Annotated in this window: 15 protein-coding genes and 1 tRNA gene; 4 read left to right on the forward strand and 12 right to left on the reverse strand. The window is 64.8% G+C overall.

Annotated features, from left to right (window positions below; translation table 11 throughout):
• Positions 1 to 104 precede the first annotated feature (104 nt).
• The 9 genes from EB230_RS04145 to EB230_RS04185 all read right to left on the reverse strand — a co-directional run bounded on the left by EB230_RS04145 (position 105) and on the right by EB230_RS04185 (position 8,935).
• A tRNA-Leu gene (locus EB230_RS04145) sits at positions 105 to 189 on the reverse strand.
• A gap of 75 nt (positions 190 to 264) precedes the next feature.
• Entirely contained in the window at positions 265 to 885 is a 621-nt protein-coding gene (locus EB230_RS04150; RefSeq protein WP_056573951.1) for a 2,3-bisphosphoglycerate-dependent phosphoglycerate mutase, read from the reverse strand.
• A 41-nt stretch (positions 886 to 926) separates the two neighbouring features.
• Positions 927 to 1,748, reverse strand: coding sequence for a 4-hydroxy-tetrahydrodipicolinate reductase (dapB, locus tag EB230_RS04155; protein WP_172371483.1), 822 nt, complete (start codon positions 1,746 to 1,748; stop codon positions 927 to 929).
• Positions 1,745 to 3,601, reverse strand: a complete 1,857-nt coding sequence (locus EB230_RS04160; RefSeq protein WP_172371485.1) for an ABC transporter ATP-binding protein — start codon at positions 3,599 to 3,601, stop codon at positions 1,745 to 1,747. The genes dapB and EB230_RS04160 overlap by 4 nt, the downstream gene beginning before the upstream one ends.
• 162 nt (positions 3,602 to 3,763) lie before the next feature.
• On the reverse strand, positions 3,764 to 4,789 hold the full coding sequence (locus EB230_RS04165) for a glucokinase (protein ID WP_056573960.1): 1,026 nt from the start codon (positions 4,787 to 4,789) through the stop codon (positions 3,764 to 3,766).
• A gap of 189 nt (positions 4,790 to 4,978) precedes the next feature.
• The gene (gene mepA / locus EB230_RS04170) at positions 4,979 to 6,067 is read right to left on the reverse strand and encodes a penicillin-insensitive murein endopeptidase (RefSeq protein ID WP_172371487.1); all 1,089 of its coding nucleotides are present in this window, start codon (positions 6,065 to 6,067) and stop codon (positions 4,979 to 4,981) included.
• Between the two features lie 144 nt (positions 6,068 to 6,211).
• Positions 6,212 to 7,111 carry an SDR family oxidoreductase gene (locus EB230_RS04175; protein WP_172371489.1) on the reverse strand — a complete coding sequence of 300 codons (900 nt, stop codon included), beginning with the start codon at positions 7,109 to 7,111 and terminating at the stop codon, positions 6,212 to 6,214.
• Positions 7,108 to 8,262 carry a tRNA epoxyqueuosine(34) reductase QueG gene (queG, locus tag EB230_RS04180; RefSeq protein ID WP_172371492.1) on the reverse strand — a complete coding sequence of 385 codons (1,155 nt, stop codon included), beginning with the start codon at positions 8,260 to 8,262 and terminating at the stop codon, positions 7,108 to 7,110. The genes EB230_RS04175 and queG overlap by 4 nt, the downstream gene beginning before the upstream one ends.
• On the reverse strand, positions 8,243 to 8,935 hold the full coding sequence (locus EB230_RS04185) for a glutathione S-transferase family protein (protein WP_010912586.1): 693 nt from the start codon (positions 8,933 to 8,935) through the stop codon (positions 8,243 to 8,245). The genes queG and EB230_RS04185 overlap by 20 nt, the downstream gene beginning before the upstream one ends.
• A 170-nt stretch (positions 8,936 to 9,105) precedes the next feature.
• On the opposite strand from EB230_RS04185, the gene EB230_RS04190 reads away from it, so the two are divergent.
• Positions 9,106 to 9,912, forward strand: coding sequence for an undecaprenyl-diphosphate phosphatase (locus EB230_RS04190; protein ID WP_056573971.1), 807 nt, complete (start codon positions 9,106 to 9,108; stop codon positions 9,910 to 9,912).
• Between the two features lie 100 nt (positions 9,913 to 10,012).
• On the opposite strand, the gene EB230_RS04195 is transcribed toward EB230_RS04190, so the two are convergent.
• Positions 10,013 to 10,390: a YraN family protein gene (locus EB230_RS04195; protein ID WP_056573973.1), complete on the reverse strand. Its 378-nt coding sequence runs from the start codon at positions 10,388 to 10,390 to the stop codon at positions 10,013 to 10,015.
• Positions 10,383 to 11,294 (reverse strand): 16S rRNA (cytidine(1402)-2'-O)-methyltransferase, encoded by a 912-nt coding sequence (gene rsmI, locus EB230_RS04200; protein ID WP_056573975.1) that lies wholly within the window; start codon positions 11,292 to 11,294, stop codon positions 10,383 to 10,385. Before rsmI ends, EB230_RS04195 begins: the two co-directional genes overlap by 8 nt.
• Positions 11,295 to 11,462: 168 nt before the next feature.
• Between rsmI and EB230_RS04205 the strand changes: the two genes are divergently transcribed.
• From EB230_RS04205 to EB230_RS04215, 3 genes are read left to right on the forward strand one after another with little or no spacing between them, the layout of a single operon-like run.
• Positions 11,463 to 11,648: a hypothetical protein gene (locus EB230_RS04205; protein ID WP_172371494.1), complete on the forward strand. Its 186-nt coding sequence runs from the start codon at positions 11,463 to 11,465 to the stop codon at positions 11,646 to 11,648.
• A 7-nt stretch (positions 11,649 to 11,655) separates the two neighbouring features.
• Positions 11,656 to 11,844, forward strand: a complete 189-nt coding sequence (locus tag EB230_RS04210) for a hypothetical protein (RefSeq protein WP_056573981.1) — start codon at positions 11,656 to 11,658, stop codon at positions 11,842 to 11,844.
• On the forward strand, positions 11,798 to 12,526 hold the full coding sequence (locus EB230_RS04215) for a hypothetical protein (RefSeq protein ID WP_172371496.1): 729 nt from the start codon (positions 11,798 to 11,800) through the stop codon (positions 12,524 to 12,526). Before EB230_RS04210 ends, EB230_RS04215 begins: the two co-directional genes overlap by 47 nt.
• Here the strand turns inward: EB230_RS04215 and EB230_RS04220 are convergent.
• Positions 12,468 to 12,791, reverse strand: a complete 324-nt coding sequence (locus EB230_RS04220) for a low molecular weight protein tyrosine phosphatase family protein (protein WP_056573984.1) — start codon at positions 12,789 to 12,791, stop codon at positions 12,468 to 12,470. The two genes, EB230_RS04215 and EB230_RS04220, sit on opposite strands and share 59 nt — an antisense overlap.

Below are 12,791 nucleotides of genomic sequence, written 5' to 3' on the forward strand. Positions count from 1 at the left end.
TCGGGACTGGCCAGAAGGGGAGGTTGCTTCAAAAAGAAAAAGCCCGGGCGAACCGGGCTTTTTCTTTGGGTTTCTGAACCATAGAGTGGCTCGAAACTGGAATTTGGTGCCCAGAAGAGGACTCGAACCTCCACTCCTTGCGGAACACGGACCTGAACCGTGCGCGTCTACCAATTCCGCCATCTGGGCTGGTGCGGGCTCATGTAAGCGGGCAAGCGATGGCTGTCAACGCGCTTTTTTCAAAGCGGTTCGCCGCTTGCCGGCTCAGCCCTCCAGCACTTCCTTCGACGCCACGGTCGAATCGGCGTTGAGCTGGTAGATGACCGGCACGCCGGTGCCGAGTTCCAGCTTGACGATCTCCTCGCCCGACTTGCCGTCCAGCGCCATGATCAGCGCGCGCAGCGAATTGCCGTGGGCGGCGACCAGCACGGTGCCGCCACGCAGCACGTGCGACTGCATGTCATGCAGGTAATAGGGCCAGACGCGGGCGCCGGTGTCCTTCAGGCTTTCGCCGCCGGGCGGCGGCACGTCGTAGGAACGGCGCCAGACATGCACCTGCTCCTCGCCCCATTTCTTGCGCGCATCGTCCTTGTTGAGGCCGGAAAGGTCGCCATAGTCGCGCTCATTGAGCGCCTGGTCGCGGATGGTCTTCAGGTCGCTCTGGCCGACCGCGTCGAGAATGTGCTGGCAGGTCTTCTGCGCCCGGATCAGCGCCGAGGTAAAGGCGATGTCGAACTTCAGGCCGCGCGCCTTGAGTTTCTGGCCGGCGGCCTTGGCCTCGGCGTGGCCCTGCTCGGTCAGGTCGACGTCGCGCCAGCCGGTGAACAGGTTCTTCAGGTTCCATTCGCTCTGGCCATGGCGCACGAGCACGAGGGTTCTCGACATGTTTGCTCCTTCAAATTGGCAAATTTGGCAGATCGGCCGCTTCAGCTCAGGCCGAGCACGTCCCGCATCGAATACAGTCCTGGCTTCTTGCCCCGTGCCCACAGCGCCGCCTTGACGGCCCCGCGGGCGAAGATGGCGCGGTCCTCGGCGTGGTGGGACAGCGTGATGCGCTCGCCGGTGCCGGCCAGGATGACGCTGTGGTCGCCGACCACCGAGCCGCCGCGCAGCGTGGCGAAGCCGATCGAGCCGGATTTTCGCACACCCGTATGGCCGTCGCGTGAACGCACGTCGTTGCCGGCAAGTGCCATGCCGCGCCCGGCCGCGGCCGCCTCGCCGAGCAGCAGCGCGGTGCCGGAGGGAGCGTCGACCTTGTGCTTGTGGTGCATCTCCAGGATCTCGATGTCGAAATCATCGGCGTCGAGCGCGCGCGCCGCCTGTTCGACCAGCACCGCCAGCAGATTGACGCCGAGGCTCATATTGCCCGACTTGACGACCGTCGCATGGCGCGCCGCCGCCGCGATCCTGGCATTGTCGTCGGCCGAGCAGCCGGTCGTGCCGATGACATGGACGATGCGCGCCTGCGCCGCGTAGCCGGCGAATTCGACCGATGAGGCCGGCGTGGTGAAATCGAGCACGCCGTCAGCCTTGGCGAAGACCGGCAGCGGATCGTCCGATATCGGCACATTGATGATGCCGATACCTGCCAGTTCGCCGGCATCCTTGCCCAGGTAGGGCGAATCCGCGCGCTCGACAGCGCCGATGACGCGAGCGCCCGGAATGGTATGGATGGCGCGGATCAGCGTCTGGCCCATGCGGCCGGCGGCACCCACCACCACAAGGCCCATATCGCTTGCTTCGCTCATGTGCTCCTCACAGCAGTCTTCTTCGCACGCGTGGCCCGGACCGGAGTTTGGATCGGCTTGCTGTCATCAACAAGCCCCAGCCCCTTCTTGCCCTGGATGCGGTGGAAGCGGGCATAGATGCTGTGAGGGTCGGCCATCAGCGTCGCGTGGGTGCCTTCCTCGACCAACCGTCCCTCTTCCAGCACGATGATGTGGTCGGCATTGACCACCGTCGACAGGCGATGCGCTATGACGATGGTCGTGCGGCCTTGCATGACATGGCTCAGCGCCTCCTGGACGCGCGCCTCCGCCTCGTTGTCGAGCGCCGAGGTCGCCTCGTCGAGCAGCAGGATCGGCGCCTGGCGCACGATGGCACGGGCGATCGAGACGCGCTGGCGCTGGCCGCCGGAAAGGGTCGAGCCGCCTTCGCCGACCGGCGTGTCGTAACCTTGCGGCTGCTGGCGGATGAACTCGTCGGCTGCCGCCTGTTTCGCCGCCTGCTCGATCTCGGCGTCCGTGGCCGACAGCCGGCCGTAGCGGATGTTGTCGCGGATCGTGCCCTCGAACAGATAAGGCGCCTGCGCCACGTAGGCGATGGATTGCCGCAGCGAATGCTTGGTCACCTTCGAGATGTCCTGGCCATCGACCTCGATACTGCCCTGGTCGACGTCGTAGAAGCGCTGCAAGAGCGCCACCAGCGTCGACTTGCCGGCGCCGGACGCGCCGACGATGGCCGTGACCTTGCCGGCGGCAGCGACAAAGCTCAGCTCCCTCAGCACCGGCATGTCTGCGCTGTAGCCGAACGTCACATTGTCGAAGCGCACCTCTCCGGTGGTGATCCTGGCATCGACAGCGTCGGGCGCATCGCCCTGTTTCGGCTCCAGGTCGAGCAACTCGTAGATCATGCGCGCGTTGACCAGGGCACGCTCCATCCCGACCTGCGTGCGCGCCAGGCGCCTTGCCGGATCGTAGGCCATGATCAGCGCGGTGATGAAGGAAAACACCGCGCCTGGCGGCTGCCCAAGATACAGCGCCCGGTAGCCGGAATAGGCAAGCACGGCAGTGATGGCGAGACCGCCCAGAATCTCGGAAATCGGCGACAGCCGCTCCGATACGCGGGCGATCTTGTTGTTACGCTGCTCGGCCGTATCGGCCATGATGCCGATGCGGCGCGACAGCTCTTCCTCCAGGGTGAAGGCCTTGACGATGGCTATGCCTTGCGTGGCCTCCTGCACGGACCCGTTCAGCCGCGAATTGATCAGGACGGATTCACGGTTGATACGCCGCAGTCGGCGGGTGATGTAGACGACGGCCCAGATCAGCGGCGGCCCAATCAGCAGCGAGCTGAGCGACAACACCGGATCCTGATAGATCATCACGCCGACGAGAGCGACCAATGTGACCGCGTCGCGACTGATGGAGGTCAGTGTCAGCGACAGCAGGTCACGAACACCACCGACATTCTCGCTGACCTGTGCCGCCAGCCGACCGGAACGTGTATCGTTGAAGAAGTTGACGCCGAGCTTCATCAGATGGTCGAAGCTGCGCTTCTGGTAGCGCGCGACCAGATTGTTGCCGATACTGGCCAACGCGACTGCCTGGCCGTAACCGGCGAAGCCGCGCAGCAGGGAGGCTCCCATGAAACCGGCGCAGATCAACCAGAGCATATCGCCGCGCCGTTCGTAGAAGATCTGGTTGATCATCGGGGCCATGATCCACGCCGTGAAGGCAGTGGTGCCGGAAACGATCAGCAGGCAGGTGACGGCAACGACATAGGTCCAGCGATATTCATTGCCGTTTTCAGCGAGGATGCGGCGGAGCACCGCCGTGACCTCGCCAGGCTGGACTTTCTGTTTGGGGGCTTGAAGTGTCAAATCAGGAGCGCTTTGTGGTTTTCCGCCTCGTGGGATCGGGCTGCGAATTCGGCACCCCTCTTAACGTCATGAGGCCGGCTTGCCTATGCCCGCGGCTGATTAACTTCGTCGCGGGCGGCTCAAGCGCGCCCGCGGGGAATATAGGCGCATCCAGTCGAAGAGCTAGGCCTGCCAGCGCCGGCCAGCGGTCTGGACGCCGAACAGCGATGGGTTTCGGGCATAGGCGGCAAGGCCGAGAAGTGCGGCCAGCGGTTGGGTGATGACATAGACGGGCATGGTGCGCATCAGCGCGCTGTGCGGCGCCTTGTCCTCGAAGGCGGCGCGGAAATTGCCTTCCTTCAGCGCCGGCACGATCTTTTGCGCGATGCCGCCGGTGAGGAAGACGCCGCCACGGCTCATGAACACCAAGGCAAGGTCACCCGCCGTGCGCCCGAGGCAGGTGACGAAAGTCCGCAGCGCTTCCTCGGCCACCGGATCGGTCTTGGCCAGTGCCGCACCGGTGATCTCCGCCGGCGTCGTGAACGGTGACGGCTTGCCGTCCGCCATGGCCACCGCCCTGTAGACGTTCACCAGGCCGCGCCCGCACAGGATCTGCTCACCGGAAATGCGGCCCTCGAGCTTCTCTATGTGCGGGAAAACCTCGAAATCGCGCGGCGTGCGCGGGCCGATGTCCATATGGCCGCCTTCGCCGGGCACCGGTATCCAGTGGCGCAGCGCGTAGACCAGCCCGGCGACGCCGAGACCGGTTCCCGGCCCAAGCACGACGCGGCCGGCATTGGGCTCCGGCGCGCCGCCGCCGATCTTTTCCATATGCTCTTCGCCCAGCGCCACGACGGCCAGCGCCTGCGCCTCGAAATCATTGAGCACGACGATGTCGCTCAGGCCAAGACTGGCGAACATCTGCCTCGGCCTGACGACCCATGGGCAGTTGGTGAGCTCGATCTCGTCGCCATCGACCGGCCCGGCCACCGCCAGCACCGCCGAATTCGGGCGAACGGAAGAGCGGTCGAGAACCGCCGACTGGATCGCCTCGTCGATCGTGTTGTAGTTGGCGGTCTGCACGATGGTCGGCTCGCCGGCCTCCGAATTGGCGTCGAGCACGATCGAGAAGCGCGCATTGGTGCCGCCAATGTCGCCGATCAGGATCGGAAACCGCAACGACGTGTCGGTATCGCTTACGCTTGGCATGCTCTGGTCCGTCCCCGGCGCCCCTGACGGCGTTCTCGCCGTTCTTCCGTTGACTAGCGCATGAGTTTGAAAAGGGAAACGGTTTTCGAACCGGGCGACGCGCAGGGCGAGGTTCTGCGGCCAAACGGCCACTATTTCGCGGAAAACGCGATGCTAAACCGATTGAGACGGCCGACGCCGACGCATCGATCAGTGCGCTGGCGGGCGTGGCCGTGGCACCGGCACACCGACCTCGGGCGTCGACGTGAAGGCGTTCAGCGTGCCTGGCAGGCCGGCCGTGCCGCTGGCCGCGGTGGCGGGCAGCGACGGTACATCCGGTTCGGCGACCGCGACCGGGATGGCGCCGCCGCGATAGGTCGCCGCCTCGGCCGAGGCCGGACCTGGCGCGTCGAGCACGGCGCGGCATTCCTTGGGCAGGTTGGCCATCGTCATCACGTCGCGTGCCTTCGGCGCGTCCGGGTTCTTGTTGGGACGCCACGGTTCTTCCGTGAACCACCAGGCCAGCGGCTTGCCGCAGCCGTCGTCGGCCGGCGTCGCTTCCTGCGCCTTGCAGTTGGGCGAGCCCGGCTGGCAGCCGATGCGCATGTGGAAATGATAGTCGTGACCCCAGAACGGCCTGATCTTGCGCAGCCAGGTGCGGTCCCCCTTGACGGTGTCGCATAGCTTTTTCTTGATGCCCGGATTGACCAGGATGCGTTCGACCTCGGGGTAGCTCGCGGCGCGCTTCAAAAGCGCGGTGTGCTGCGGCTTCCACAGCGCGTCCTTCACCAGATGCGTCTTCTCGTCGACCATCAAGGTGGCGCTCATCGATTCGCGCTGCGCGATCGACAGCGGACGGCTGGGCATCGGCGTCAGCCAGATGTCGGCGTCGAGGCCGATCTGGTGCGAGGCGTGGCCGGTCAGCATCGGACCGCCGCGCGGCTGCGAAATGTCACCTATGAGCAAGCCTGGCCAGCCATCGGCGGCGGCGTCACGTGAAAGCTTCTCGATTACGGCGATCATTGCCGGATGGCCCCAGCGGCGGTTGCGCGACGGCCGCATCACCTCCCAGGTCGGGCCATCCATGGGAATGGCGACGCCGCCGGCAAAACAGCCCTTGGAATAGAAGCCGATCGACTGCGCCGCGGCCGCTGCCGGCAGCTTTTCGGCGCCGAACAGGTCTTTTGCCCGTTCCTCGGCGAGTGCCGGCCGCGCGGCGAGACCGCTCAGGGCAAGCAGGCCAAGAGCGACCGCCAACCGTGACGATCTGCCGAAATATGGACGCATCGCTGAGTTCATGAAACCGGATCCCCACCGCAATCCCGAAACCGAATCATAGCACGTCGGCCGCCAGGCGATCGATAGAGCGGTTCACCGCTCTATCTCGTTGTTTTGACGCAATTCCGGACGGAAAACCGCTTCACACTATTTCCTGGAATTGCTTTAGCCCTTCATCGGGCTGCGCGCCTCGCCGTCGAGCCAATCGCCGCTTGCCCACATATGGTCGAAGGCAGCGTGGTAATCGGGAAAGCGAAAGCGATAGCCCGCCGCCTTGATCGCCGCATTGGCGACACGCTTGTTCTCGCCATAGAAGGACCGCGCCATGGGCGAAAGTTGGGCGGAGTCGAAGGGAATTTCCGGCGGCGGCTCGACGCCCATCAGCGAAGCGGCGTAGGCAACGACATCCTGCGGCGGCGCAGGCTCATCATCGGTGACGTTGAAGATGCCGCCTGTGTTGTCCCCGATCAGCTGCCAGAGCGCGCCGGCAATGTCGTCGCAATGGATGCGGTTGAATACCTGGCCGGGCTTGACCAGCCGCCGCGCGGTGCCGTTTTCCAGGTTGACCAGCGCGTTGCGGCCCGGACCATAGATGCCGGACAGGCGCAGGATCGCCACCGGCCGGCCGATATGCTCGCCGAGCTTCAGCCAATCCTGCTCGGCCTCGACCCGCATGACGGAGCGTTTCGACACTGGCCGGCACGCGGCTTTTTCATCGACCCAGGCACCGCCATGGTCGCCGTAAACGCCGACTGTCGAGAGATAGCCGATCCATTGCAGTGCCGGCATCCCCGCGATCGCGTCGCGGGCGGCATTCAGCACGGGATCGCCCGCCTCTTCCGGAGCGATTGAAATCACCAGATGCGTCGTCTTGTTCAGTGCTTCGGCGTTTTCACCAGTCAGAACGCCGTCGAACAGCAGCGGGGCGATACCAGCCTGACGCAATGCCTGGAATTTGTCGGGCGAGCGCGTCGTGCCCAGGATGGCGGCGGCGCCCGGATTGGCGCGGGCAAAGGCCTTGCCCGAATAGCCGGCGCCGAAGATGAATATCCGCTTTTCACTCATGCATGTGCCCTGTCTGGCCGCGCCAGGCGCCATTCCTCGCGCACCGCCGCATCATTCTCGGTCATCAGGCCGGTCGCGGCCCTTTCGGCATATTCGGCATCTGGCACCAGCCGCGCCAGCGCCCATATTGCCGCGCCGCGCACCAGCGGCGAGGCGTCGCCGAGCAGCGCACGGACAGGGCTGGCCAGCCCGGCATCGCCGGAATTGCCGGCGGCGATCAGCACGTTGCGGATGAAGCGATCGCGGCCGATGCGCTTTATCGGCGAGCCGGAGAAGAAGGCGCGGAAGGCCGCGTCGTCCAGCTGCAACAGTTCGGCGAGCGGCGGCTCGCGCAAATCGTCGCGCGCGGCGAGCTTTGCTTCTGAGGCTACCTGGGCGAACTTGTTCCAGGGGCAGGCGGCCAGACAATCGTCGCAGCCATAGATCCGGTTGCCGATCTTTTCGCGGAATTCGTGCGGGATCGGCCCCTTGTTCTCGATAGTGAGGTACGAGATGCAGCGCCGCGCATCGAGCCGGTAGGGCGCGGGGAAGGCATCGGTCGGGCAGGCGTCGAGGCAGGCGCGGCAGGAGCCGCAATGGTCGATCTCGGCCCGGTCGGGCGCAAGTTCGGCCGTGGTAAAAATGGTGCCGAGGAACAGCCAGGAGCCGTGTTCGCGGCTGACCAGATTGGTGTGTTTTCCCTGCCAGCCGAGGCCAGCGGCTTGCGCCAGCGGCTTTTCCATCACCGGGGCCGTGTCGACGAAGACCTTCACGTCGCCGCCGGCGCGCGCCACGATCTTGCCGGCGATTTCCTTCAGCCGGCCCTTCATCACATCGTGATAGTCGCGATTCCGCGCATAGACAGAGATGGCGCCCCGGTCGTGCCGGGCCTGCAGGTCGCGCGGATCATGATTGGGGCCGTAATTCATCGCCAGCACGACGATCGAGCGCACCTCAGGCCAAAGCGTGGAAGGCTCGCTGCGCCTCTCCAGCGTCTCGGCGATCCAGTCCATCGAGCCGTGAAAGCCATCGGCGACGAATTCGGCGAGGCGGGCCGGGGCCAGCGGGATCGCATCGGGAGAGGTGACGGCAACGGCATCGAAGCCGGCGCGATGCGCCTCCGCGTCGATCAGCGCGCGCAGTTTTGCGGCGTCAGAAGTCGAGGTCCGCATAATGCGACACCGGCGACAGGCCGCGCACGCGGTCGGTCAGGAGCGGCCGGAAGGAGGGCCGCGACTTTACCCTGGTGTACCATTCGCGCGCCGCGGCGTGTTCGCGCCAATCGATCTCGCCGAGATAGTCGAGCACCGACAGCGTCGCGGCGGCGGCGAGATCGGCATAGGTGACCCTGCCGCCGGCCAGCCAATGGCGGGTGCCGGCGAGCCAGTTGGTGTATTTCATATGCTGGCGGATGTTGGCGCGCGCGGCGCGGATGGCGCCCGAATCGGGCGAACCGCCGCCGGCCGTTTCCGGCATGATCGGCTTCAACACGCGCTCGCGCACCAGATGCCGGGTGACTTCGCTTTCGGCCTTGTTGAGATACCAGTCGATCAGCCGGCGGATTTCGGCGCGCTGCATCGGGTCCTCGGCGAACAGCCGCTTGTCGCGCTTCAAGACGCCGCGCGTCTCGTCGAGATATTCCGAGATCACGGTCGCGCCGACGATCGGCACATCGCCTTCGGCGAGCAGGATCGGCAGCGTGCCGGCCGGGTTCAGCGCCAGGAACTCCTTGCGCCGCGTCCACGGCTTTTCCTCGATCAGCGCCAGCTCCTCGCCATACTCGCCAAAGGCAAGGCGGACGAAGCGGCAGGTGGCGAACATGGGATGATGGAAAAGCGTCAGCATGGTTCCGCGATGATAAAGCGCACGAGTGTGGACTGGCGAATCGCCGGGCGCACCGGTAAGTCTTGGCCGCCCGGTTAGCGGGCCGTCAGGGTGTTGCGACCTATAGGGGCAGTTCAACGCCATGACAAGCAAGCCGTTCTGTTAGCCGTCGAGCAAAAGCCGAGGTAGCCATGGAAAGCCAGACCTTCGTCGAAGCCCTGCTGCTGGGCCTGCTGGAGGGGTTGACCGAATTCATACCGGTCTCCTCGACCGGACACATCCTGCTTGCCGGCCATTTCCTGGGCTTCCATTCGACCGGCAAGGCCTTCGAGATCCTGATCCAGCTCGGCGCGATCCTGGCGATCCTCAGCGTCTACTTCCGCCGCCTGTGGCAGATGCTCCTCGACCTGCCGCATGACCGGCTGACGAGGCATTTCGTCATCGGCATCCTGATCGCCTTCCTGCCGGCGGCGATCATCGGCGCGCTGGCGCACGACTTCATCAAGACGGTACTGTTCGAATCGCCAAGGCTGATCTGCATCATGCTGATCATCGGCGGCGTCATCCTGCTGGTGGTGGACCGCATGAACCTGAAGCCGGTCTATCGCGACGTCGAGCGGTTCCCGACCAGGCTTTACCTGCAGATCGGGCTTTTCCAGTGCCTGTCGCTGATCCCCGGCACCTCGCGCTCCGGCTCGACCATCGTCGGCGCGCTGCTTCTGGGGGTCGACAAGCGGGCGGCGGCGGAATTTTCCTTCTTCCTCGCCATTCCGACCATGGTCGGCGCCTTTGCCTTCGACCTGTTCAAGAACCGCAACGTGCTCACATCCGCCGACCTGCCGATCATCGCGATCGGCTTCGTCGCCGCCTTCGTCACCGCGCTCTTCGTGGTGCGCTTCCTGCTCGATTACGTCTCCCGCAACGGCTACTCGCTGTTCGGCTGGTGGCGGCTGGTGGTGGGGATTGTCGGATTGCTGGCATTGATGGTTTGGGGGTGAGGAGTGTTCCGCGCAGCGGACGGAAAGCCAATTGCTTGGCTTTCCGAACGACGAACGCCCTGAGCCCGCGAAGGGCGAGCAACGCCGGTCAAATGCTCCCCTAATTCCGTCCATAAAAAGCATTCTCGACATGCACCGGCCAGTGCCATGGCAGCACCGCGACCATGTCGAAGCGCATCGACAGCCTGCCATAATCCGCCTGGCGCGATAGCCAGATGTCGGCCGCCGCCTCGATGCGGCGCTCCGATTCGTGGCTGATCGCCTCCATGGCTTCCATCAGCGTGCGGCGCGCCTTGACCTCGACGAACAGCACCAGGTCGCCGCGCCGCGCGATCAGGTCGATCTCGCCGAAACGGGTGCGATGGCGGCGCGCGAGAATCCGGTAGCCCTTCAGCATCAAAGCTGCCGCCGCCAGCCATTCGCCGCGATGGCCGCGCCGATAGGCTTTCTGGCGGCTGGCGCTGGGGCGCTCAGCCACTCCCCTCTCCGGAAGCGTCCTTGAGTTCCAGCAGCCGACGGTAGAGTGCCTGTTTCTGGCCTCCGGTCATCTTCGCGGCTTCCGCCGCTGCCTTGGAGGCCGGCATTTCGGCGGCGAGCGACAACAGCAGGCGGTCGATATCCGCCGGCTCGTCCGCCTTGGCCTCGGCGGGACCGACGCAGACGACGATCTCGCCCTTTGGCGTATCGGCCGCGGCATAGTGGTCGGCCAGCGCCCGCAGCGCGCCGATGCGCATTTCCTCGAAGGTCTTGGTCAATTCCCTGCCGATGGCAGCCTTTCGCTCGCCGCCCAACGCCTCGACCATGGCGCCCAGCGACTCGGCCAGCCGGCGCGGCGATTCAAAGAAGATCAGCGTTGCCGGTACGGCCTTCAGCGCTTCCAGCCGCGCCAGCCGCTGGCCAACCTTCACCGGCAGAAATCCGGCGAACAGAAAGGCGTCCGACGGCAGACCGGACGCTGTCAGCGCGGCAAGCGGTGCCGACGGACCAGGGATCGGCACGACACGAATGCCGTGGTCGATCGCCTCGCCGACCAGCCGGTAGCCGGGATCGGAGACGAGCGGCGTGCCGGCATCGGAAATCAACGCCACGCTCTGGCCGGCCTGAAGGGCCGCGATCAGCTTCGGCCCGGCCTCGCCGGCATTGTGTTCGTGATAGGCCGTGGTGCGGCGGCGGATGCCGTAGCGGTCGAGCAGCACGCGCGACACCCGCGTGTCCTCGCAGGCGACGATGTCGGCGGCGGCCAGCGTCTCCAGCGCGCGCAGCGTGATGTCTGCGAGATTGCCGATCGGCGTCGCCACCAGATAGAGCGCCGGCCCGAGCGGACGGGCCACGATCTCGGTCTGCCCGACCACATAGCTGCGCTTGCCCGTCTCGTCAGTCACCGATGCCGTCTCCGTTCAGCCCTGTCTGGCCTGCCAGATCTTGTTTGGCACGGCTGGTGCCGGCTTGCAAAACTCACGCCGATGTAAGCTAAGCGCCATTCCTTCGCCACAGTAGGGAACGAAACCGGGTTTGGCAGATTTAGCCCCTGATTCCCAAGGGAGGACAGGATGGACAGCCTGAAGATACAGGACGCTTTCGCGCCCTACTATGCCGGCCGCAACAGCACCTCCCCGCCCAGGGAAAAGCGCCTGCCCGCCGAGAACGACGCCAGCCCGACCAAGTGGGCCGCCAAGCCCTTGCCCACCGATGTCAGGCTTTCCGACAACAAACCAGACAGCACGACGGAGCACTGACCGAACGATGCCCAATCGCTTCGATATCTTCATCACCCGTCTTGAAACGAAAAGCGCCAGGGAAGGCGTGCCCCCGCATCCGATGAACGACCAGCACAGCGTTCGCCGCGAAAAGGCCGACGCCAAGCCGGCCCGCAGCGGAGAGGCGCATGCCGAGAAGGATCGCGGCAAGCGCCGTTTCAAGCACGACGCCTGACGAGATCGCTGACAAATTGAGGCGCGTCGCGACTGAAAAGCTGGTTGGTCCGCGAATGTTGGCCCTTGCGGTCGGCCTTTTTGCCTTCACGTCCCCGGCCGATACAAGAAACAACGCGGAGGCCGGCTCCTCATCAGCCTCCCGAAGCCCACGAACGGTCAAGTTCAGGGCAACGGCTGCCAGCGGCCTCTTTGGCAAGACGCTTTCGCTCCGAGGGGTGCTGGTCGGCGAAACCGAGGAACGGGAATTCGCGAGAATTCGCTACCCGGCAATCAACCAGCCTGTTTCCAGCCGGGACTGGATAACCGTCCAAGGTCTCTCCGCCGCCTATCTGCAACTGGACATTGATCCGCAATTCGCGATGCCGGGCATCCACTTGCATATGCGTTCAGACGATCCAGCCACGTCACACTACATGTTCCATAAAGTTGGCGAGCAATGGATCCAGGCGCCGCGAGCCACAAAGATCGACGTGTTTTCCTACGCAGGCTGTGGCCTCACCCAACAATCCTGGGAGGACGGCGGCGATTTTCACCATCAGGATTTCTTCTTTGAGGTCGACTCGGGTTCGGATTGCGCGGTGGCCGACGCGTCATGGTCAGGCACGCGCGGCAAGCCATCTGTCACCCCAGATAGCGTGAAACGCTCGCCTTCAGGCGCTCAATCAGCTCCAAATCCATGAATTCATAGTTATCCGGTATATCGAGGCAGATGATTCGGGCCTTGTTCAAACTCGTCTTGAATTTCTTCTGCAATTTGGTGCGGTGCACCTTTTCCATGACGAAGATGATGTCGGCCCAGGCGACCAGCTCATGCGTCAGCGGCGTGTCGGCATCATGGTTGGTCCCCGCCGATGCGACCTCGATGTCCCGGCGCGTTGAAAACACCTGCTCGGCGGTCGGGCTGCGCAAGCGGTTCTGGCTGCAGACGAAAAGGACGTTTTTCAA

Source organism: Mesorhizobium sp. NZP2234 (genome assembly GCF_013170765.1).
GTDB lineage: Bacteria > Pseudomonadota > Alphaproteobacteria > Rhizobiales > Rhizobiaceae > Mesorhizobium > Mesorhizobium loti_D.